This window comes from Pseudomonas sp. PWP3-1b2 (assembly GCF_049896045.1).
Taxonomy (GTDB): Bacteria; Pseudomonadota; Gammaproteobacteria; order Pseudomonadales; family Pseudomonadaceae; genus Aquipseudomonas; species Aquipseudomonas antarctica_B.
This window is the reverse complement of the sequence record NZ_JAFCTN010000053.1, coordinates 17,416-38,466: the sequence shown is the minus strand read 5'-3', so window position 1 is coordinate 38,466 and position 21,051 is coordinate 17,416. Positions and strand designations below refer to the sequence as shown.

29 protein-coding genes and 1 pseudogene are annotated in these 21,051 nt (G+C 58.1%); 28 read left to right on the top strand and 2 right to left on the bottom strand.

Features of this window, described 5'->3' with window-relative positions; all coding sequences use genetic code 11:
• Nucleotides 1-150: 150 nt before the first annotated feature.
• The 4 genes from ACP7A2_RS24470 (at nt 151) to ACP7A2_RS24455 (ending at nt 3,831) form a co-directional block, all read left to right on the top strand.
• Nucleotides 151-399 carry a hypothetical protein gene (locus tag ACP7A2_RS24470; protein WP_426136369.1) on the top strand — a complete coding sequence of 83 codons (249 nt, stop codon included), beginning with the start codon at nt 151-153 and terminating at the stop codon, nt 397-399.
• 335 nt (nt 400-734) lie between these two features.
• Entirely contained in the window at nt 735-974 is a 240-nt protein-coding gene (locus ACP7A2_RS24465; RefSeq protein WP_426136368.1) for a hypothetical protein, read from the top strand.
• Between the two features lie 134 nt (nt 975-1,108).
• Nucleotides 1,109-2,245: an ATP-binding protein gene (locus ACP7A2_RS24460; RefSeq protein WP_426136367.1), complete on the top strand. Its 1,137-nt coding sequence runs from the start codon at nt 1,109-1,111 to the stop codon at nt 2,243-2,245.
• Between the two features lie 860 nt (nt 2,246-3,105).
• Entirely contained in the window at nt 3,106-3,831 is a 726-nt protein-coding gene (locus tag ACP7A2_RS24455) for a hypothetical protein (protein ID WP_426136366.1), read from the top strand.
• A gap of 51 nt (nt 3,832-3,882) precedes the next feature.
• Here ACP7A2_RS24455 and ACP7A2_RS24450 read toward each other — a convergent pair whose 3' ends face one another.
• Together ACP7A2_RS24450 and ACP7A2_RS24445 are read right to left on the bottom strand one after the other, a co-directional pair.
• Entirely contained in the window at nt 3,883-4,905 is a 1,023-nt protein-coding gene (locus ACP7A2_RS24450) for a phage portal protein (protein ID WP_426136365.1), read from the bottom strand.
• Nucleotides 4,905-6,665, bottom strand: a complete 1,761-nt coding sequence (locus tag ACP7A2_RS24445) for a terminase ATPase subunit family protein (protein ID WP_426136364.1) — start codon at nt 6,663-6,665, stop codon at nt 4,905-4,907. The genes ACP7A2_RS24450 and ACP7A2_RS24445 overlap by 1 nt, the downstream gene beginning before the upstream one ends.
• A gap of 153 nt (nt 6,666-6,818) precedes the next feature.
• Between ACP7A2_RS24445 and ACP7A2_RS24440 the strand changes: the two genes are divergently transcribed.
• The 24 genes and pseudogenes from ACP7A2_RS24440 to ACP7A2_RS24325 all read left to right on the top strand — a co-directional run bounded on the left by ACP7A2_RS24440 (nt 6,819) and on the right by ACP7A2_RS24325 (nt 21,049).
• Nucleotides 6,819-7,664 carry a GPO family capsid scaffolding protein gene (locus tag ACP7A2_RS24440; protein ID WP_426136363.1) on the top strand — a complete coding sequence of 282 codons (846 nt, stop codon included), beginning with the start codon at nt 6,819-6,821 and terminating at the stop codon, nt 7,662-7,664.
• Between the two features lie 46 nt (nt 7,665-7,710).
• The gene (locus ACP7A2_RS24435; protein WP_426136362.1) at nt 7,711-8,763 is read left to right on the top strand and encodes a phage major capsid protein, P2 family; all 1,053 of its coding nucleotides are present in this window, start codon (nt 7,711-7,713) and stop codon (nt 8,761-8,763) included.
• 10 nt (nt 8,764-8,773) lie between these two features.
• Entirely contained in the window at nt 8,774-9,475 is a 702-nt protein-coding gene (gene gpM, locus ACP7A2_RS24430; RefSeq protein WP_426136361.1) for a phage terminase small subunit, read from the top strand.
• Nucleotides 9,476-9,573: 98 nt separating this feature from the next.
• A complete protein-coding gene (locus ACP7A2_RS24425) occupies nt 9,574-9,870 on the top strand; it encodes a hypothetical protein (RefSeq protein WP_426136360.1) in 297 nt (98 codons plus the stop codon).
• Nucleotides 9,867-10,328 (top strand): head completion/stabilization protein, encoded by a 462-nt coding sequence (locus tag ACP7A2_RS24420; protein WP_426136359.1) that lies wholly within the window; start codon nt 9,867-9,869, stop codon nt 10,326-10,328. Before ACP7A2_RS24425 ends, ACP7A2_RS24420 begins: the two co-directional genes overlap by 4 nt.
• Nucleotides 10,328-10,540, top strand: a complete 213-nt coding sequence (locus ACP7A2_RS24415) for a tail protein X (protein WP_141605806.1) — start codon at nt 10,328-10,330, stop codon at nt 10,538-10,540. The genes ACP7A2_RS24420 and ACP7A2_RS24415 overlap by 1 nt, the downstream gene beginning before the upstream one ends.
• Before the next feature lie 27 nt (nt 10,541-10,567).
• The gene (locus ACP7A2_RS24410) at nt 10,568-10,921 is read left to right on the top strand and encodes a putative holin (protein ID WP_064451435.1); all 354 of its coding nucleotides are present in this window, start codon (nt 10,568-10,570) and stop codon (nt 10,919-10,921) included.
• Between the two features lies 1 nt (nt 10,922).
• Nucleotides 10,923-11,201: a phage holin family protein gene (locus ACP7A2_RS24405; protein ID WP_426136357.1), complete on the top strand. Its 279-nt coding sequence runs from the start codon at nt 10,923-10,925 to the stop codon at nt 11,199-11,201.
• The gene (locus ACP7A2_RS24400; protein WP_426136356.1) at nt 11,198-12,043 is read left to right on the top strand and encodes an N-acetylmuramidase domain-containing protein; all 846 of its coding nucleotides are present in this window, start codon (nt 11,198-11,200) and stop codon (nt 12,041-12,043) included. Before ACP7A2_RS24405 ends, ACP7A2_RS24400 begins: the two co-directional genes overlap by 4 nt.
• Entirely contained in the window at nt 12,040-12,243 is a 204-nt protein-coding gene (locus tag ACP7A2_RS24395; protein WP_426136355.1) for a hypothetical protein, read from the top strand. The genes ACP7A2_RS24400 and ACP7A2_RS24395 overlap by 4 nt, the downstream gene beginning before the upstream one ends.
• Nucleotides 12,240-12,683, top strand: coding sequence for an Rz-like lysis system protein LysB (gene lysB, locus ACP7A2_RS24390; RefSeq protein WP_426136354.1), 444 nt, complete (start codon nt 12,240-12,242; stop codon nt 12,681-12,683). The genes ACP7A2_RS24395 and lysB overlap by 4 nt, the downstream gene beginning before the upstream one ends.
• A pseudogene (gene lysC, locus ACP7A2_RS24385) lies at nt 12,598-12,783 on the top strand (Rz1-like lysis system protein LysC); the annotation flags it as partial. The gene lysB and the pseudogene lysC, both read left to right, overlap by 86 nt.
• Entirely contained in the window at nt 12,780-13,262 is a 483-nt protein-coding gene (locus tag ACP7A2_RS24380; RefSeq protein ID WP_426136353.1) for a phage tail protein, read from the top strand. The pseudogene lysC and the gene ACP7A2_RS24380, both read left to right, overlap by 4 nt.
• Nucleotides 13,252-13,710, top strand: coding sequence for a phage virion morphogenesis protein (locus tag ACP7A2_RS24375; protein ID WP_426136352.1), 459 nt, complete (start codon nt 13,252-13,254; stop codon nt 13,708-13,710). Before ACP7A2_RS24380 ends, ACP7A2_RS24375 begins: the two co-directional genes overlap by 11 nt.
• A 43-nt stretch (nt 13,711-13,753) precedes the next feature.
• Nucleotides 13,754-14,299, top strand: coding sequence for a hypothetical protein (locus tag ACP7A2_RS24370; RefSeq protein ID WP_426136351.1), 546 nt, complete (start codon nt 13,754-13,756; stop codon nt 14,297-14,299).
• Between the two features lie 110 nt (nt 14,300-14,409).
• The gene (locus ACP7A2_RS24365) at nt 14,410-14,988 is read left to right on the top strand and encodes a phage baseplate assembly protein V (RefSeq protein WP_426136350.1); all 579 of its coding nucleotides are present in this window, start codon (nt 14,410-14,412) and stop codon (nt 14,986-14,988) included.
• The gene (locus tag ACP7A2_RS24360) at nt 14,985-15,329 is read left to right on the top strand and encodes a GPW/gp25 family protein (protein WP_426136349.1); all 345 of its coding nucleotides are present in this window, start codon (nt 14,985-14,987) and stop codon (nt 15,327-15,329) included. Before ACP7A2_RS24365 ends, ACP7A2_RS24360 begins: the two co-directional genes overlap by 4 nt.
• Nucleotides 15,326-16,237: a baseplate assembly protein gene (locus ACP7A2_RS24355; RefSeq protein ID WP_426136347.1), complete on the top strand. Its 912-nt coding sequence runs from the start codon at nt 15,326-15,328 to the stop codon at nt 16,235-16,237. Before ACP7A2_RS24360 ends, ACP7A2_RS24355 begins: the two co-directional genes overlap by 4 nt.
• On the top strand, nt 16,237-16,854 hold the full coding sequence (locus ACP7A2_RS24350; RefSeq protein WP_426136346.1) for a phage tail protein I: 618 nt from the start codon (nt 16,237-16,239) through the stop codon (nt 16,852-16,854). The genes ACP7A2_RS24355 and ACP7A2_RS24350 overlap by 1 nt, the downstream gene beginning before the upstream one ends.
• A complete protein-coding gene (locus ACP7A2_RS24345; protein WP_426136345.1) occupies nt 16,851-18,380 on the top strand; it encodes a phage tail protein in 1,530 nt (509 codons plus the stop codon). Before ACP7A2_RS24350 ends, ACP7A2_RS24345 begins: the two co-directional genes overlap by 4 nt.
• Before the next feature lie 9 nt (nt 18,381-18,389).
• Nucleotides 18,390-18,818 carry a phage tail assembly chaperone gene (locus ACP7A2_RS24340; protein WP_426136344.1) on the top strand — a complete coding sequence of 143 codons (429 nt, stop codon included), beginning with the start codon at nt 18,390-18,392 and terminating at the stop codon, nt 18,816-18,818.
• A gap of 106 nt (nt 18,819-18,924) precedes the next feature.
• Nucleotides 18,925-20,094, top strand: coding sequence for a phage tail sheath protein (locus ACP7A2_RS24335; protein ID WP_426136342.1), 1,170 nt, complete (start codon nt 18,925-18,927; stop codon nt 20,092-20,094).
• Between the two features lie 57 nt (nt 20,095-20,151).
• The gene (locus ACP7A2_RS24330) at nt 20,152-20,667 is read left to right on the top strand and encodes a phage major tail tube protein (RefSeq protein WP_426136341.1); all 516 of its coding nucleotides are present in this window, start codon (nt 20,152-20,154) and stop codon (nt 20,665-20,667) included.
• Between the two features lie 46 nt (nt 20,668-20,713).
• Nucleotides 20,714-21,049: a phage tail assembly protein gene (locus tag ACP7A2_RS24325; protein ID WP_426136340.1), complete on the top strand. Its 336-nt coding sequence runs from the start codon at nt 20,714-20,716 to the stop codon at nt 21,047-21,049.
• The last annotated feature ends 2 nt before the right edge of the window (nt 21,050-21,051 follow it).

Sequence of the window (21,051 nt, the reverse complement as noted above, 5' to 3'; positions counted from 1 at the left end):
GCACCCATGATGGATTGGAGCCACTAACTCCACAGACCTTTAAATACGTACCCTGTAGCGCACCATTGAAATCCCCGTACCACTTCTGTACCACTCCCCTGCCAAGGACGGTGGTTCCTCGCACGTATCGGCTCGCGAATATCCGCTGCTATGCTTCAAGCTTTAGGAACCTGGGCGATATTGATGGCGAGCGAATACTCACTAGCGGATGTGCTGGAAAGGATGTATGAGAACCAACTGGCGTTAGAGGCGGCCATAATGGAGCTGGTGTTATGGACAGAAGAGCGTGGCGAATTGACGACTGGTGGAAACGTCCGTGGCGCCCTTCAAACGCTTGGTGAGAACGCAGGCCACATCAAACAAGGCTTAGCCAAGCTGAAGAAGCAGGATCGCCCATAAATAAATTTATCGCCAATGCAGAAAGAGGTTCAAACGTACCGGGCGTTCGAATGTCTCCTTCAACGCCAAATTGCCAAAACACAAGCCCCTGATTTTCCTAGAGAAAGTCGGGGGGTTTGTGGCTTTTGAGACCTGAAAAATAGCCCCATGGGGCCACCATGGGACTGGCACCCTATCTTGGTGCGAAATTAGACGTCTGGATGTGGCTATTTTTGACAGGGCCACGCCGCATAGTTTCGCGCAATGTCCGAACGTTCTATAAGCGGTTACTCGTTGCGAATGAGAGTACAGTCGTCGTTTCATCGTCCTATGCCGATGAGCGTGATGGATGACTCATGAACGGTTCAATTTGCGATGTACGCCCAGTAAAGCTGGAGATGATTGCCCTATTGTCCAAGATTGCCGACGCAGACGCCTGTCGTCAGGTCCTCGGGCTTGAAGGTAATGTCTTGTCGTTTTTGTGGAGGCTCGAAATTGATGAGGGTGTGCCATCGCTGGACACTGAGAACGTCGGGGTTGTGCTCAGAAGTGCGTTAGAGGCGCGTTTTTATGAGCTAACCTCGTCCAAAAATTAAAAAGGTGCAACTGGCGTTACATCTTTGCTCCCGTTTCAATCACAGGCTACAGCCACAATAGCTTTCACCGCGATACTTTCCAATGCAGCGCGCTCCCGTTCATTCCGCTCTCCCACTGTGACAAGGACTTATCGATGCGCCTGGCTGACTTTATCCTTAAAAATATTGAGCCAATACTTCAGAAGTGGGAGGACTTCGCCAAGACTTTGACCCCAGCAGCGGACTGCATGGATTCAACAGAGTTACGCGATCACGCAGAGCAGATGCTTCGAGCGATCGCAGCAGACTTGAAAACAGTTCAAAGTCATGAAGAGCGGGTTTTGAGATCTCACGGCGAGGCGCCCAGGGATGAAAATGAAACAGCTGCGGAAACCCATGCCGACACGAGATACGCTTCGGGCTTTAGCATTGGCCAAATGATTGCCGAGTACAGGGCCTTGCGCACCAGTGTGCTGGTGCTTTGGATGCCGCCTGATCATGTATCACAGGAACAGGAAATTTCTGATGTGGTTCGTTTTAACGAAGCGATAGACCAATCGCTCGCGGAGTCGGTAGTGGCTTACACCAATGCTGTAGATGCCGCCAGAAACGTATTCCTTGGGATTCTTGGCCATGATCTGAGAAGCCCACTTGGCGCGATATCGCTTAGCTCAGAGCTTATTTTGGGTTCTGACGAGCTTCCCCCAAAGGTGACCAAGAATGTGACTCGTATCTTTACGAGCGCCAACCGGTCCATAAAAATCGTGGGCGACCTTCTGGACTTCACGCGTACTCAGCTCGGTTCGGGCATACCTGTGCGCGTTGAACTCGGCGACTTGGTTCCTGTGTGCGCCGGAATGGTCGAGGAAGCGAGAGCGGTTCATCCGGAGCGCAAGATAGAAATTCAATCGGATTACAGACTCCTGGGCAATTTTGATAGGGCCCGGATGGAACAGGTAATCGCCAATCTAATCGGCAACGCTATACAGCATGGCGACACTGATGCTCCCATTTTGGTTACCCTGAAATCTGAAAGGGGTTATGCGTTTGTGTCCGTTCGTAATGAAGGTTTACCGATTGAACCATCAGCGAGAGCAATGTTATTCGACCCTATGGCCAGGCATTTGCGGGCAGGGAAAGAGGAATACGGTTCCGGCGCTGGTCTAGGGCTCGGGCTTTACATTGCTTCCGCAATTGTGACCGCCCACCGAGGGAATATTGAAGTCGAATCGGTAGCTAGTGGCACCACTTTTACCGTGTGTATCCCTTTAAACCTGTCCGCAACGGTCTAGCTGCTTCACCCGCTGTAGATAACGCCGCTTATGTAAAAAAGGCCCCCACTCCTTCACCAGGTGTGGGGGCCTTTTTGTTTGCCGGCGGAAACCATTTGACGCCTTGCAGGTGAGAGTGCGGGCGCGTGAACGTGAAGGTTGTGAGTGCAGCGCAATGCAGTACGCAGCTTCAAAAGTACCTCGCCCTAGGCATCTTTCGCGCTTTTATGTTGACCCACGGGAATGAGGTTAGGAGGGTTAGTTTTTGCTGGGTGCCCTGAAAGCCTCGTCTATTAAGGCTTTTCGAAGGTTTGGCAAGGTTAGCTTTTCGGTTAGGTCTGGTTATTTCCTAACCTTTATCAATGTTAAATATTCAGTATATTAATTCTTTTAAAAACAGATAGTTACGAACTACTAACCTTTGACCTAACCCAACCTAACCCATCAAAGTTAGGTCTCAAACCCAACAAATACGGGCCTTCCAACCCAATCACACCACCTCAAAAAAAAACTAACCTTTTTCCCGAGGCACCTACAGAATTCAGCCGTCCGTGCGTGCTTATAGTCGTTCCGCAAACTATCCACCCTCGCAGGGTTCCGCAGGTTTCTGCCCCCTCCCAAACTCCAAGCAAGCGCCCAGCCTGAGCCGACGAGAGTGGTCCGCAGGTCCGCAGAAAAATCGACCCATTTAGCCCGCAGGCGAGGTGGGGGGACGACGGCGCGCGCCAGGTGCAGACCAGCCTTTCGACGCGCCTGTAGCACGTCATTGCCCCGACATGTGGCACGCCAACTCCCCCCTCTACAGCTCGTCGCCTCAGATCGCGTCATTGGCAAACCTCGATTACTGTATGCACATACAGTATTAATAAGCAGTCATGCGCATGATCCCTACCGAACTCAAAAAAGCCTGGCTCGCCAAATGGCGCGCGTTACTTGACGACAACGACTTCCGAATGGGTAGCCCCGAGGCCCATCGAGTCATGTGCCGATGGGAAACCCGCGACATGTTGGAAGCAGGAGTGATTGATCAGATGGAGAAGTTCGAGATGGACGAGCTGGCCGACGCGGCTTACTGGCACGCCGTCGAAGAGCTGACTACCGCCTCTGAGGGGTATAGGTATGGTGCCCACTACAATGTCGTGCACCGAGCCAGTTCGGGATGCATTGGGAAGATAGTTGCCAACACATACTATTCAGCCACTGGCCCAAGTGCAGGCGGGTTTGATGGGAAGGTGTTTGGCGACAAGCGTGACATGCGCTTGGTATTCCGCCTTAACAACGAGGCCTGGGCGATAAACGGGCTGATGATCACCACGCCATCCGGTGAGTTATATGATCTGGTGCAGACCGCGCAAGTCGTCAATGGGAAGATTTATCCAGCGATCTGCGACGCAGACGCCTATCGGGCGCTTGTGGATTGTGCGCAGGTCGCTCTGGAAGATCGTGATTTCGAAAGCTATCGGAAAGCCAGACCTCTACTGCTATCGGCCAAATTCGCTAAATGCACCGTTTGCCTCGACCGCTTCGCGCTGAGAGAAGATTGCACGACCTGCGCAGGCAACGGATTTGTATCCAAAACCGGAAATTACCCAGCGTCGTGCGCATAAGCGGATACAGCCTCGTCGAGCAGTCCCCGCTGTTCTCCGCAATCGCGGAGGTTATTTTGCCGCCGCTCCAAGCTCAAAGGGCTTGAACCTCACTACCTCCTCGCCGACCCAGTCATTGAGAAGGGCCAGGCGTGTCTGAATTGGCTCAAGCTCGAGGGTGGCCCAGACCTCCCCTGCTTCCTTCGGCGAACCAAAGCCCCCCGCGTTCTTCGGCACGATGCCCATCAACTGGGGATAGACCCGCAACGCGGCAAGAACATCGCCCTGGGTCTGATCCTTGATCGAGTTGAACTCATCCTTGGCCGACACCTCGCTCACCGGAATCAACTGAATGCCCTCCTTCTTCCCGTTCGGCGCGTACACAAACAGGTTGCGGAAGTTGCCCGGCCCTTTGGAGTTTTTCAAAGCCGTACGCAGGTCATCAATGTCGGATTCGTTCTGCGCCGCGTCTGTCATGTACAGGATGAAACCGGCATGGCTGCCGTTTTCGTAGTATTTGCGGCGGAACAACGTCGCCGACTGGTTCAGCAGCGCCGATTGCAACGCACACAGCCACTCCGGCAACCCGTAAATTTCCTGATGCAGATCCAGCTCACGCAAATGGAAGACGCTACCCTGGTCAAACTCATGCTCATTCTTCCAGCCCTGCACCTGGAAATAGCGCTCGTCCTTCCCAACCCGCATGTACTTCGCGAGGGGTGGCTTTAATGCCACTGTCGAACCGAGCAATGACCGCCGCGCCTCGACATACCCATTGCCCAGCGCAAGGTAGTCCTGGGCGTATTGGTCAAACGCCTCGCGGCTCAACAGCTTGTGCGGGATGAACGTGCGGGTCAGTTGGTTGCGCTTGAAACGCAACCCTGAATCAAGGTGCACGCTTGCCTTGACCGACCGTGCAAGTCCATCCAGCGACAACGGCGGCTCATACCAGCGCCCGTTAAACCAGCACTCCAACGAGTCGAATATCTCCCTGGCCGACAAGACCGACTCCGGCTCGCCGAACGTAAACGCAACCGACTTGTGCTCACCCACCGCCTGCTCAGTGGCAACCGCCACCCCTTTGTTTGTACTCATCAAAAAAGCTCCATCCGCCCGGTGTTGGCAGCCGTCTGCCCTTCGAGCGGTTCGTGGTGTAGTGCATGGAAAAGCGCCCAGGCCAGGTCGGCGTGGCCGGTGGATTCGCTGCGCCCGGCGGTATAGGTGAACTGCCGGCCGCTGGCGGTGATGGTTTTGCGGATAGCCATCAGTGATTGCGCGAAGTCCGTCCAGCCCGCGTCGAACTCCAGTCGCCCCTTGTTGATCACGTCATAGGCCTTCATCACCAAGCGCGACTTAACCTCTGGCGAATAGCTGAACGTGGTCAGTCCTGGGAAGAACTGCCGCACCAGCTGCGCCACGCCCGAGCCCATGCCTGTTACGTCGATGCCGATGTAGGTCACCCAGTAGCGCTGGGTGACCATGCGGATGGACTCGGCCTGCGCCGCGAAATCCATGCCACGGAACTGGTGCCGCTCAATCACCCGGAACTTGCCGCCCGGCACCATCGGCGGTGCTACGACCACCAGGCCAGAGCTATCGCCCGTTTCGGCCGGGTCATAGCCCAACCACACCTGGCGGTCGGCCAGCGGGCGTGGTGCCAATGGTTTGTAGTCCTCGGCCCAGTTAACCCAGCTGTCAACCATGCACGACTGCAACATCGACAGCGGGAAGATGCTCGCCCCGTCGTCCACAAACTGGCACATCAGCAGGTTTTGGAACGCCTCGGCGTCGTACTCTTGGCGCAGCTCTTCAAGGTCAAACAGATCACAGCCGCGCTGCTCAGCGTCGAGAATCGTGACGATCTGCCGCCATACCTTGTCCTCGCACAACCGCCCCTGCTGCAGGGCATCGTGGGAAACGTCTACTGAAATACGGTTGGCGGCGGGTTTGCCTTTGTTGAATCGCTCCCCCGTCCAGAACGTGTAGGCCTCGTGAGCCATGCTCGACGGCGTGCTGAAGTAGGTGCGGCGGTATTGCTTCTGCATCGCCATACCCGAGGCGACCTTGTTCAGTTCCTTGAACTTGAACGTCCAGAAGAATTCATCGAAGTAAAAATTGCCGTGGTAACCCTGCGCGGTGCGAGCATTGGTGCCCAAGAAGTGCAGCTCGGCGCCGTTCGCCAGCGTGATGGGATCACCGGTCAGCTCAACGCCGACGACTTCCTTGGCAAAGGACTGAATATACGACTTGAAAATGTGGGCCTGATTCTTCGACGCCGACAGGAAAATCTGGTTACGGCCCGTGGTCAGAGCATCAATCAACGCCTCCCGAGCAAAGTAGAAGGTCGCCCCGATCTGCCGGCTTTTAAGGATGGCCCTGGTGCGCTGGTTGCCAGCCTTGTACCAATCCAACTGATAGCCGAAGCACCCATCGACAAACGCCTGAGTGAGCAGCTCGATATGCTCCTCGCTGAACTCATTGCGGCTCGGTTTTTTCTTCGGCCCGCTGTTGCGGTCGTTCAGTTTCGGGTTTAGCTCAGACTCGGTACCCCCGCCCTGGAACCGCTCAATACGGGCCTGGCGCTCCAGCTGCCGGTGGAGTAGGTCGATTTCCTTGAAGTCGCCGCTGGTCTTGCCGTCCTTCAGGATCAACTGCACCAACCGCGCCTCCAGCGCACCGCCAATACGCTCGACGTTATCCGCCCGGTCCCATTCGTCACGAGCCTTCCAGCTGTGGACGGTCTTTTCTTTTTCGTCCAGGTATTCGGCAATTTCAGTGATGCGCCAACCGGTCCAGTACAAAAACTTTGCCTGGCGGCGGTTATCACGGACGGGAATTTCAGCGAGAGCATTCATGGCGCAGATGCTGCCTCCCGCGCGCGTGGTACACCCGCCCCGCGCCCTGTAGAGCATCGTTCTACAAGTGCGGCTCGTTGCCCGCGAGGCCGCAGCTGCCGACCATGCCCACATCGCAACGGCAGTTCGCCGCCACCGCACTGAGGACTCCCCATGGCCAGCAGCACCAAACAGAAATTCCGCTCCAAGTGGACCCGCATTGCCGTAGAAGGCGCGACCACAGATGGCCGCATCATCGAGCGGAGCTGGATTGACGACATGGCCTCGCAGTACAGCCAGAACACCTATGGCGCTCGCATCAACTGCGAACACATCAAGGGTTATTGGCCCGGTGGCGAATTTGGCGCTTACGGCGACGTAGTGGCGCTTAAGGCTGAAGAAGTCGACATTGCCGGCATCAAAAAACTGGCGTTGTTCGCCCAGCTCGAACCCAATGACGCGCTGCTGGCCTTGAATAAGGCCGGTCAAAAGGTCTACACCTCGGTCGAGATCCAACCGAAGTTTGCCGACAGCGGTAAGGCCTACCTGGTCGGCCTCGCCATCACTGACACTCCAGCCAGCTTGGGCACCGAAGCCCTGAGCTTCAGCGCTACACATGGCACCTTGGCCGGACGCAAACAGGACAAAGACAACCTGTTCAGCGCTGCCGAGGAAGCCTCACTCGAATTCGAAGAAGTCACCGACCAGCCGAGTGCTTTTGCAGCAATCAAGGCAAAGCTCGGTGAGTTCATCAAACTGAGCAGGGACAAGGATGGCAAGGATGCCAACACTTTCTCCGACATCGGTGACGCGCTGGAAAGCCTGGTAACCCTCGCCACCCAACAGGCTGAGCAAGCCGACGCTTCAAGCAAGGCCTTGGTAGATCTGAAAAAGCAGTTCACCAGCCTGGATAGCGAGCTGAAAGAGCTCAAAACCAAGCTCGGCCAAACCGCTGACCTTAGCCAGCCACAGCGCCCTCACAGCACTGGCGGTTCAGGCACCGTACTGACTGCTTACTGAATCCACGGCCCAACACCGACAAGCCTATTCACCGGAGAACACCCCCATGCGTAAAGAAACACGCTTCGCCTTCGCCGCCCTGGCCGTGCAGATCGCCCTGCTCAATGGCGTGGCCAGTGCCCACGAAAAATTCAGCGTCGACCCCAGCATCCAGCAAAAACTGGAAGTTGCGGTGCAGGAATCCGATGGTTTCCTGAAACAGATCAACATCATTGGCGTCGACGAGCAGTCAGGCGAAGCTCTGCTGCTGGGTGTCAATGGCCCGGTTGCAAGCCGCACAGATACCTCCGGTGGCACCCCTCGCAGCCCGTTGAGCCGTAGCACGCTGAGCAAGGACAGCTACGTCTGCAAGCAGACGAACTTCGACAGCGCGTTCCCATATGCCCTGCTGGATGCCTGGGCCAAGTTTCCCGACTTCCAAGTCAAGCTGAGCAACGCGATCATCCTGCGTCAGGCACTGGACCGCATCATGATCGGCTTCAACGGCACCAGCGCAGCTGCAACCACCAACCGTGCCGCCAACCCACTGTTGCAAGACGTCAACATCGGCTGGTTGCAAAAGATCCGCCTAAGCGCCGATGACCGCGTGCTCGACGCCGCCACCATCGGCCCCCGCAAAGTCATCAAGGTCGCGGGCGTCGACACCGTGTTCGAGGGTGATTACGCCAACCTCGACGGGCTGGTATTCGATGCCATCCAGATGCTCGACCCATGGCACCGCACCCGCCCGGACCTGCGCGTTATGGTTTCGCGCAACCTCATGCACAGCAAGCTGCTTGCCGCTGTGGAAAAGGGCGCGGACTCCAACCAAGAAGAGAACGCCGCTCAAGAAATCGTCAGCCGCGCCCGCTTGGGTGGCCTGCCAGTGGTGGACGCTCCATTCTTCCCGGATAACACAGTGCTGATCACCACCCTCAGCAACCTGTCGATCTACTATCAGAACGGTGCCCGTCGTCGTCACTTGAAAGACGAACCCGAGCTCGATCGTGTCGCCGACTACCAGTCCTCGAACGAAGCCTACGTGATTGAAGACTTCGGCCTGGTCGCCTTGGTGGAAAACATCACGGCCGTCAGTTACCCAGCACCAACTGCGGCTTAAGGGGCGCGCCATGCACCAGACACCCGCCCAACGCAACCAGCTGCGCAAACGCGCAGCCATTGAAGCCGCCGCAACAGCACCGGCCACGTCAATGGAAGGCGCCACCGCCTACGAGCATCAACTTGCCCAACTGGCCCAGCACCGCGCGCGTCTCAAGCAGGTGCAGTCAAACCAAGGTAAAGCCGAACTCAAGGCGCTACTGATCCCTGAGTACGAGCCCTATGTGCAAGGCGTGCTGGACGCTGGCAACGGTGCCCAAGACGAAGTGCTCACCACCATCATGCTCTGGTGCATTGATGCCGGCGGCTACCCCGGAGCGCTGCAGATCGCCGAATACGTCATCAAGCACGGTCTGAAAATGCCGGACCGCTTCGAGCGCTCCACCGGCACATTGATCGCCGAGGAAATCGCCGAAGCGGCCCTTAAAGCACAAAAGGCTGGCGACAGTTTCCCGCTGTGGATTCTTGAGCAAGCCCAGCGCATCACCGCCGAACAGGACATGCCCGACCAAGCTCGCGCCAAATTGCACTTGGCGCTCGGCAAGGCCTTCGCAGCCATTCCTGACGATGCAGTTGCCGAAAACCTGGGAGCTCTGACAGAGGCCAAGAAGCAACTCGTCAAAGCCATTGACCTGCACAGCAACTGCGGCGGCAAAAAGGATCTGGAGCGCGTAGAACGCCTCCTCAAAAAACACGCTGCTACCAGCAGCTAACCGAGCGTCCCCACGCACCCCGCCGGCTCGGGGCGGATCGGCCAGGCCGCTCCTCCTGAACGTGAAGCCCCGACCACCGGCGATCTATCGGAGCAGTCATGAACACCGCCTTTGCCAACCTCTACCAGAGTGATTTCACTCCAACGGAATCTGAACGGCGCTTGGCTGCTGCGGCTGAACAGTACGTGGCCGAAACAGAGGCCTACGACCGCACCGTCTGCACCGGCCCCATCAAGCACGGCGCCATCATGCCGGCCGACTCGCACGAGCGTGGGCTGGTGAACCGCAACGCCATGCGAGCGATGGACCGTCTCTGTATGCAACACCCCGAATTCACCAGGCAGCAGATCTTGCGCGAAGTTTCCCGCGCAGACATCCGAGGCCCTTCCCTTTGAGCGCATTTGTAGCCAGCGGCCAGGTCAGCGGCGGTCATATCAATACCGACCCATTTTGGCCCTCAATCGACCTTGAGCAACTGCGCGCCACCCTGCGCATCGACAATAGCGTCACCCCCGCACGCCTTGAAACTGCTGTAATCGCCGCAGCCATCAACCTGAACCGTGAATTGAAGTCGTGGAAAGCCAAACAACTGGCAGCCGGCTACGCCACGTTGGCCGATGTACCCGACGATAAGATCAAAGATGTATCGGTCCAGGCCCACCTGTATCGCCGCGCGATAGAGGCCGGTACCGGCGCCGAAGTTTGCGAGCGGTACCGCGACTACAGTGCGACCAACACCGGCACCGATAAAGCCGAAGAAAAAGCCCCGACCATCGACGACTATCGGCGCGATCTGCGCTGGGCCGTGCGTGACTTCCTCGGTTTAAGCCGCACCACCGTGGAGCTGATCTGATGCCCGTTGCCGTCCGCGCCAACCAAAACGACACCGTCGACGCCCTTTGCTGGCGGCACTACGGACGCACCGCAGGTGTCACCGAGGCCGTGCTTGAAGCTAACCCCGGCCTGGCCGATCACGGCCCAATCCTGCCGCAAGGTCTCGTCGTCAACATGCCCGAAGCCCAAACCAGCGCGCCTCAGCGGCAGATGGTGAACCTATGGGACTGACCCTCTGCAATCAAGGAAACTCACACCATGGCTGATCCGACTTCCAGCGTTGTGTCTGGCCTGCTCATTGGCCTGGGCCTGGCTAGCGTCACCCCCGTCATCGACGACGGCGCGCTGTTCGGCGCAATCCTCGGCGCCTGGCTGGTCACCAGTACCAAGCGTGATCTCAAGGTCTGGCAAAGGCTGGGTTCCCTGTTCCTTTCGGCTGGGGTGGGCTACCTGTTCGCGCCCATGGCCTTGCAAGCAATCCCGTTTATCACCAGCGGTGGCAGCGCGTTTATCTGCGCCCTGGTGGTCATCCCGATCAGCATCAAACTGATGGTGTGGGTGGAAAAGGCGGACATCTGGGACATCTGGCGTCGCATCCGAGGGGGCACCTGATATGCCGAACATCGAACTGGCCGTGCAGCTGATCGCGGCAATCGCCTACCTGCTGAGCGCCCTGCGCCTGGCCTGCTATACCCGAGGAGACGCGCGGTACCGGCGCAGCATCTCACTGCTGGCAAGTCTGTTCGGCGCCGTGCTGTGCATCTGCGGTCTGGAAATCCTGCTGGACCGCCAGCCAACAAGTCTCGGCCAGGCCGCGTCCATCGTGCTGCTCTGCATCTTGATTTTCCGTTCACGCGGCAACGTCGCCGCCTTGTTGAGGCCCAGTGCATGACCACCACCCTTCGCCACGGCGACCGCTCGCAGGCGGTGCTTATCCTGCAAAAGAATCTGAACAGGCACGGCGCCAAGCTGGTACCAGACGGCCACTACGGTGACGCCACCGAGGCCGCAGTGCGCGCGTATCAGGTGAAAGTGGGCCTGGTGGCCGACGGCATCGCCGGCAGCAAGACCCAATCAAGTCTGGCCGGTGGCGACTGCGCCGATCTGCTGCGCAACAACGACCTGGTCGCGGCTGCCGGACGCCTGGACGTGCCGCTGGCAAGCATCTACGCGGTGAATGAAGTCGAATCCAAGGGCAAGGGCTTTCTCGACAACGGGAAACCGGTGATCTTGTTTGAACGGCACATCATGTTCCGCGAGCTTGCCAAGGTTCGACACCAGGGCGATGACCCGGCCGAACTCAAACGCCACGCCGAACATCTCGCGTCCGCCAACCCCGCGCTGGTCAACCCAAAACCCGGTGGGTACATCGGCGGTACCGCCGAACACCAGCGCCTGGCGATGGCCCGTTTGATCGACGACACCGCCGCGCTGGAGTCGGCATCTTGGGGCGCCTTCCAAATCATGGGTTTTCATTGGAAGCGCCTCGGCTACACCAGCGTGCAAGACTTCGTTGCTGCGATGAGTGCCAGCGAATCGCAACAGTTCGACGCCTTCACCCGCTTCATCGAAACAGACCCCGTGCTGCACAAGGCCCTCAAAGCGCGCAAATGGGCCGAATTCGCCCGGCTCTACAACGGCCCGGACTATCTGCGCAATCTCTACGACACCAAGCTCCAGCGCGCCTATGAACGCCACGCTGACTGCGAGTGCGGACAAGGAGTGGCGGCATGATCGACTTCGAAGCAGTGAAGAAATTACAGGTCAAGGACGGCGACCTGGTGGTGGTGCCTGACTCGACCGAACAAGCCGACATGGTGCGGCTCGCCGAATGTATCCAGCTGATGAACGGTGCCAGGGCTGTCATCGTGCGCGGTCCCATCATCCAGCTCGACACCGCCTCCATGAACAAACTCGGTTGGTACCGCGCGTGAGCAGCCTGCGCCAGGCGCTTTACGGCATCGCCCTACTCGGTGCCCTGGCGCTGCTGATTTGGGGGCAGGAAACGAGGATCGATGTCGCCGAGGGCCAAACCCAACGGGCAACGGATGCAGCCAAGACCGCGCGCGAAGACGCCGACCGCAACTTGGCAACCGCAAAAACCCTTACCGCCACCTTGACCCAGGAACGTGAAGCACAGAGTGCCCTGCGCACGCAGCAGGACATGCTGCGTCGGGGCCTGGCAAAGCGCGAGCGCACCATAGAGGAACTGAAACGTGAAAACACTGAACTACGCGACTGGGCTGCTCAGCCTTTGCCTGACGCTGCTCGTCGGCTGCGCGAGCGCCCCGCCCTCACCGGCGCCGCAGCTTACCGTGACTGGCTGTCCGGCCGTGGTGCCGTGCCAACTGCCAGCGACCAGCCCGCGCAGTAACGGCGATCAACTCACCGACCAGGACCGCGTTGAAGCGGCTTGGGCCGACTGCGCCGCACAAGTCGATATGGTTTATCAGCATCAGCAGGCCGCTCAATGAACAAGCCCGAGAGCCTGCGTGCGCACCTGCTGGCCACCGTCGCAGAGTTTCAGCACAACCCGGATTTACTGTTGATCTTTATCGACAACGGCAAGGTCCGCTGCACAGCTGCGGCGAGCCTTTCCTTTGAGTACAGCTACGACCTGCAGATCATCATGACCGCCTTCGCGGGTCACCCGGACAGCGTGATGTTGCCGGTGTTGGGGTGGATCAGCATCAATCAGCCGGAGCTGCTGGAAAACTACGAAAAGGCGCAGAACGGCATCCAGTTCGAGGCGGATATTCTCGATAAGGAAAAGGTCGACCTCAGCTTGACGCTGCATCTGACCGAGCGGGTGGTGGTAGGCACGAACGCGCAAGGCAATACCACCGTTAAGCATGCTGGCGAGCCGCAACGTGTAGCGGGTTACCTCGATCCTAATTGGGTGCCCGGTTCCCAAGGCAATACCGATGAATGGGTAGTAGCCGATGACCAGTAAACTGGAAGCTCTTGAGACCTGGGCGGCTGGCCTGCTGGAGCAGCTGCAGCCTGCCGCCCGTAACCAGCTGGCCCGCACCATCGGTCAAGAGCTCCGACGCAGCCAGCAAAAGCGAGTGCTGTTGCAGCAAAACCCGGATGGCAGCAAGTTCGCACCACGGAAAAAGCGGGACTTGCGCGGTAAGCAAGGTCGCATCCGGCGCAAAGTTGAGATGTTCAAAAAACTGCGCACCGCGACCTACATGAAGGCCCGAGGCGACAGCAACGCCGTTACCGTGGGTTTCACCGGACGCATCTCCCGCATTGCCAGAGTCCACCAATTCGGTTTGAAGGACCGCGCGGAGCGTGACGCGCCAGAGGTGCGGTACGAACAAAGGGAATTATTAGGTTTTACGGATGAAGACCTTGATATAATTCGTGACGTTTTATTGAAAAAATTAACGCAATGAAGCAACTTTCCTACCGAAATATAACACGCAAGGATCGCAACAAATGAGCAAACCAAACTACAATATTATAGTAGGCCTATGGATTACAGCGTTCATATTGACTTTAGCAGCGCCTATTACGGCGGGCATATTGAAGCAGCCAGAGATAGCGATATCTACATTAATTATAGGAATATTTTTAACCCTAGTAATGATACTTGACCTAAAACAAGATCGGGTAATGAAAGGGCTATTCATAATATTATTCGGCGTTCTATTTCAAGCACTATATCTAAAACTCATATATATATTCGTCCCCAAAAACACTATTCCTGCCAACTACAAGGAATACCTCGACATTTATTCTCAAGTTTTATTATTTGCGTGCTCAGGCGCGGGCGGAAGCATCATCGCGGTTCATGCTGACAAAAGCTCTCTTGACAATGACTCGATGCCCTCCGGTGAAAAACACGCTTGTCAAAATCTAGAACTTAAAAACCTTATGAAGACGATTAAAAAACTAGAAAAAAAATTCAACACCATTATTTTAACAATCGCTTCTTCAGCACTGATGCTATTCATTTTGGCAGTAGCAGTTTTAATCCGATAACTCACTTAAAACTCTGCGCATTTCCTTTGGTGTAATTGGAGACATGTAAGCAGAGCGATTACAATTTCCGCAAGCTGCACATCCCCACACGTGGCGCCACCATCGGCGCCATGAACGATTTCGCCGCCCTCTCCCGCCTGCTCGAAAACCTCATCCGCTTCGGTGTCATCGCCGACGTGCAGATGGAGCCCCCGCGCGTGCAAGTAACAACCGGGACGCTGACCACCGCCTGGCTTCCCTGGCTGGCGTTGCGCGCTGGGTCTGATCGCGAGTGGGACCCGCCCACAGTTGGCGAGCAGGTGATCCTGTTCAGCCCATCCGGCCAGCTCGCCAACGGGGTCGTCGTGACGGGCGTGTTCAGTGACCACATCCCGGCCAACGGCAACCGCGCCGGCCTGCACCGTCGAACCTACGCGGATGGCGCGGTGATCGAGTACGACAGCGTGGCACACCACCTCAACGCCACGCTGGTCGACGGAGGCACCACCAACCTGATCAGCACCGGCGGCATCAACCTGGTCGGTGACATCACGCACCAGGGCGACTACATCCAAACCGGCAACCAAACCGTCACCGGCCGGGTTGACGTGTCGATTGACGTGGTTGCGGCCGGGGTCAGCTTGTTCAAACACCCGCACACCGGCGTCAAGGCCGGCGGCGACCAGTCCGGGGTGCCGATCCCATCATGAACCGACAAACCGGCGGCGCTATCAGCGAGCGCGATCACATCAGTCAGGCGATTACCGACATTCTCACCACTCGCATCGGCACCCGCGTCATGCGCCGCGAATACGGCAGCCTGCTGCCCGAGCTGGTGGACCAACCTTTCAACGACGTCACCCGCTTGCGCGTATACGCGGCCACAGTGATGGCGTTGATGCGGTGGGAAACCCGCATCAGTTTGAGCCGTGTGCAATTCGCAGGGGCCAACTTGCAAGGTCAGGCCACGATTGATTTAGAGGGTACTGTCGTCGACACCAATGAACCGCTGAGCCTCAGCGTGCCGCTGCAGCTGGGGGGCAGTGTATGAACAGTTTTGCCGCCATCGACCTTAGCCAGCTACCCGCGCCGCAGATCGTCGAGCAAATCGACTTCGAACAGATCCTGGCTGAACGCAAGGCCTACACAATCAGCCTGTGGCCGGTCGACGAACAGGCCCAAATTGCTGCACGCCTTGAAATGGAATCGGAGCCGCTGACCAAGTTGGTGCAGGAGAACGCCTACCGCGAAACTGTGTGGCGTCAGCGGGTCAATGAGGCGTGTCTTGCCAACCTGCTCGCCACCGCGCGCGGCACTGACCTGGAGCAGCTCGCCGCCAACTTTAACGTCAAGCGCCTGGTGATTCAGGAAGGCAGGGCCAACGCCGTGCCGCCAGTGCCCAAGCTGATGGAAGGCGACGACAGCTTGCGCGAGCGCGCCCAGATGGCTTGGGAAGGGCTAAGCACCGCCGGCCCACGCAACAGCTACATCTTCCACGCTAGGGCTGCGGATGGCCGCGTAGCCGACGCGACCGCCGAAAGCCCCTCGCCCGCTGTCGCCGTGGTTACCGTGCAGTCGCTGCTGGGTGACGGTACGGCTCCGCCGGAGCTGCTCGCTATCGTCAACACATACTTGAGCGACGATGATCGCCGGCCAGTGGCCGACCGCCTGAACGTTCAGGGCGCGCAGATCGTGAATTACCAAGTCAAGGCAAAGCTCTACCTACTGTCGAGCGGGCCAGAGTCGGAACCGGTCCTGGCTGCTGCAGAGCAGCGCCTGTTGGCTTACGTTCATCAGCGCCGACGCCTGGGGATGGAGGTTTCGGAGTCGGCGTTGCACGCCGCGCTCCACGTCGAAGGCGTACGCAAGGTCGAGCTTGAAGGCTGGGTAGATATCGTAGCGACCAAGGCTCAGGCGCCCTTCTGCACCGGCGTCGAAGTGATCCGAGGGGCAGAGTGATGGCCGGGCAGCAGTTGCTACCAGGCAACGCCACGCCTCTGGAACGCCAGGCGGCGCAGGCGCTTGCGCAAATCCAGCGCGTACCTATTCCTTTGCGTCAGCTATGCAACCCAAGCACCTGCCCCGTCGAGCTGCTGCCCTACCTGGCCTGGTCATTCTCGGTCGACCGTTGGGACAGCAAATGGACCGAATCGGCGAAACGCGCAGCTATCCGATCCTCCCATTACATCCACTCGCGTAAAGGCACCATTGGCGCCCTTCGACGCGTGGTGGAGCCCCTCGGCTACCTGATAGAGGTCCTGGAATGGTGGCAAACCATCCCAAATGGCGTGCCTGGCACATTCGCTATCAAGGTCGGCGTCTTAGAAACCGGCATCACCGAGGAGATGTATCAGGAACTGACCTGGCTCATTGACGACGCCAGGCCCCTCACCCGCCACCTGACAGGCTTAGCGATCAGTCTGGAAACAACGGGCACATTATTCATCGGCGCCAGCGTTTACGAAGGTGACGAACTCAGCGTTTACCCACCGATGCAACGTGACATTGACGTCAGCGGCGTCATTGCTCTCGGTGGTCGCGAACATCATATCGACACGATGGACATCTACCCATGACCGACCAAAACAGCCAGTTCTTCGCCATCCTTACCGATATCGGCAAGGCCAAACAGGCCAACGCAGACGCGCTCGGAATCCCCTGGACCTTTGCGCAAATGGGAGTGGGCGATGCAAATGAGACCAAGCCGATTCCAAACCCGGCTCAGACCAAGCTGATTAACGAACGCCGACGCGCACCTTTAAATCAGGTGAAGGTGGACCCGAAAAACCCAAGCGTAATAGTCGCAGAACAGATCATTCCTGAAAGCGAAGGCGGGTGGTGGATTCTTGAAATCGGTCTCTACGATGCCTCCGGCGATTTGGTAGCCGTTGCAAACTGTGCCCCGACGTATAAGCCCCTGCTCAGCCAAGGTTCTGGGCGAACACAAGTTCTCAGGATGAACCTGATCGTCAGCAACACCGCGAACATCGAGCTAAAGATTGACCCCTCCGTGGTCTTGGCGACGCGCGAGTACGCCGATAACGCTGCGGCTGAAGCGACCAACAAACTAGACACAAAGCAATCAGTACTGCTGGCAACCACCGGGCCAGTGGTGATGAACGGTGTACAAATGGTGGACGGCGTGGAAGCACCTGTTGGCTCGCGGGTGTTGGTTAAAAATCAGGCTCAGAGCAAGGACAACGGTATCTACCTGACAGCGGCAGGGGCTTGGTCACGTACAACTGACGCAGACTCAAGCGCCAAGGTGACACCGGGGCTGCTGGTGTCGGTCGAGCGCGGAACAACGAACGCTGACACGCTGTGGCTATTGGTTACTGATGCCCCCGTTGTCCTGGGCACCACCGGGCTGACGTTCCGCAACATCACTGAAGGTTTGGCGCGCCTTGATTCACCGGTATTGGTGGGAGATCCCAAGGCCCCCACGCCGGCTCTGTTTGACAAAGACAAATCCATTTCCACTACAGAGTTCGTTCAACGAGCCCTGGGAAATATGGCCGGGAGTGCTAGCTACACCGAGAGCTCAACGCTGACGCCCGCTGATATGGGAAAGCTGCTGATTTTAAACTTCAGTGGGATGCTGCAACTGCCGGATGCGATGACGTTAGCGGTTGGCTGCGCTGTGATCCTGTTCAACACTGGGTCGGCTGAAATAACCGTGAATCCCGCCTGGGGACAGACTATTACCCCTGGGGTAAAAGCGTTAACCACATTCAGCTTGCCGCCTGGCATGTCAGCTGTACTCATCCTCGAAAGCGCTACCAGCTGGATGGTTACCGGGGGCACGGCCCAAGATCGCTATTCCCCCCAATTTGCGGGGGAAATGGGAGCTTCCGGCTATCAACTGCTGCCTGGCGGCTACATAGAGCAATGGGGCTCACTGGTAACCTCCGCACAAAACAATGAATTTAACCCCGTGACATTCCGTGTCGGGTTCCCCAAAGAATGCCTGCACTTCATGGCGACACCCAGTGCCAAGCCGACCGGTAACGTAGGCGGTGAATGGGTTAACCGGTTTTCGGCCGTGGTCACCACATCATCACCAGCCCCTCAAAGCGTTACATGGCGTGCCATCGGTCGCTAAGGAGATCTCATGCTGTTTTTTTACGCACACACTGGCGGTTTTTATGACGACTCAATCAACCCGCCCATCCCGGAGGGAGCCGTTGAGATCACTTATGAAAAACGTCAGGAAATGTTGGAAGGTGAAGCAGCTGGCAAACGAATCAGTGCTGACAGTAAAGGGCGCCCTATCCTGATAGACGCGCCCGCCCCTTCCGCTGAAAGTCTTGCGGCCGCTGCCAGGCAATGGCGTGACGCTGAAATTGAAAGCCTCAAATGGTTACGCGAGCGTCACAGGGACGAGGTGGATTCTGAGCGCGCCACCACGTTGACCCCAGAGCAGTCTGGTGAGCTACTCGACTACCTCCAGGCATTGCGTGACTGGCCCGCCGCAAAAGACTTTCCCGCTGCAGAGTCTCGACCAACCGCGCCAGACTGGATCATCGAACAAGTCCGCTGACACGTCGCCCTGTAGCGCCTTGCTCTACAAGCCTGCGCGCTCGCCCATTCGGCGCGCGCGCGGCAGCCTGTGCACTGTCATTCCATCACAGCGCAGGCACCAACCCATGGCCGATTATCTCCACGGCGTGCGGGTCATCGAACTCAACGACGGCACCCGCCCCATTCGCACTATTCCCACCGCAGTCATCGGCATGGTTTGCACGGCTGAAGATGCGGACCCGCTCGTATTCCCGCTGGACACGCCCGTCCTGATCAGCAATGTGCAGACCGCCGTCGGCAAAGCAGGCGTCAAGGGCACCTTGGCCGCGAGCCTGCAAGGCATCGCCGACCAGACCAAACCCTACGTCATCGTTGTGCGTGTCAAGGAAGGCGCCGACGCCGCAGCCACTACCAGCGCCCTGATCGGCGGCACCACTCCAACCGGCCAGTACACCGGCATGAAGGCCCTACTCGCCGCCAAGGCGCGGCTTGGCTTGACGCCTCGCATTCTCGGCGTGCCAGGCCTGGACAGTTTGCCGGTGGCCACCGCTCTGGTCGCCATCGCCAAAGACCTGCGCGCCTTTGCCTACGTCAGTGCCTGGAACTGCAAGACCAAGGAAGAGGTGGTTGCCTACCGTGAGAACTTCGGCGCCCGCGAAGTCATGGTGATCTGGCCGGAATTTTTGAACTGGGACACCGTCGCCAACAAGACCACGACGGCTTCAGCTGTGGCGCGTGCCCTGGGCCTGCGCGCCAAGATCGATCAGGAGACAGGCTGGCATAAAACCCTGTCCAACGTGGCCGTCAGCGGCGTCATCGGCATCAGTGCCGACGTGTTCTGGGATCTGCAGAACCCGGCCACCGATGCCAACTACCTCAACAGCAACGAAGTCACCACGCTGATCAACGCCAACGGCTTCCGCTTCTGGGGCAGTCGCACCTGCAGCGACGATCCGTTGTTCGCCTTCGAAAACTACACCCGGACTGCGCAGATCCTCGCTGACACCATGGCCGAGGCGCACATGTGGGCGATTGACCGACCGATGCACGCATCCCTGGTGCGCGACCTGGTCGAGGGCGTGAACGCCAAGATGCGCGAGATGAAATCCCAGGGTTACCTGATCGGCGGCAGTTGCTGGTACCCGGATGACATTAACACCAAAGACACCCTCAAGGCCGGCAAGCTCTGGGTGGATTACGACTACACCCCCGTGCCGCCGCTTGAAGACCTCACCTTCCGCCAGCGAATCACCGACCGCTACCTGATCGACTTCGCCAAAGGCATCAACAGCTAAACCGGGCCTCCCCGCAAGGGGAGTTCACCCTGAACCCGACTCCCGGAGAACACTGCCATGGCAATGCCTCGCAAACTCAAAAACCTCAACATGTTCAACGACGGCAACAGTTATCTCGGCTTGGTGAAGTCCGTCACCCTGCCCTCCCTGGGCCGCAAGATGGAAGCCTATCGCGGCGGCGGTATGAATGGCCCAGTGAAGGCCGACTTGGGTATGTCCGACGACGGTATCCAGTTTGAATGGAAGACCGGTGGCCTTGACCTGATCTCCCTGCGCCAGTTCGGCGCAGTCAATGCAACGGGCGTTGCCCTGCGTTTCTCTGGCCCCTACCAGCAAGACGACACCGGCGAAGTCAGCAATGTGGAAGTGGTCGTGCGCGGTCGCCACGAGACCATCGAAATGGGCGACGCCCAGCCCGGTGAGGACACCGAACACTCAATGACCACCACCTGCAGCTATTACAAGCTGACCGTGGATGGCGAAGAAATCATCGAAATCGACCTGCTCAACTTCGTCGAGAAGGTCAACGGCGTGGACATGCTGGAGAAGCACCGCACCGCCATGGGCATTTGACCCGCCGCATCGATCGCAACGCCTTTAATCACCAGGAGCAAATCCAATGAAGCCCGAAATCACCGAACAACCTGATGTACAGCCGATGGCCGATGACAACACCGTCACCCTCGACACACCGATCCGCCGAGGTACCACCAGTATCGAAAGCATCACCCTGCGCAAGCCGAACTCCGGTGAGCTGCGCGGCGTAAGCCTGGTGGAGCTGCTGCAGATGGACGTCGGCAGCTTGATCAAGGTCCTGCCGCGCATCAGCGCACCGAGCATCACCGCCGTCGAAGTGGCAGGCATGGACCCGGCCGACCTGCTGGCCCTGAGTAGCAAGATCTCCGGTTTTTTGTTGCAGAAGTCGGCGAAGACGGATGCATCCCTCGTCGCGTAGAG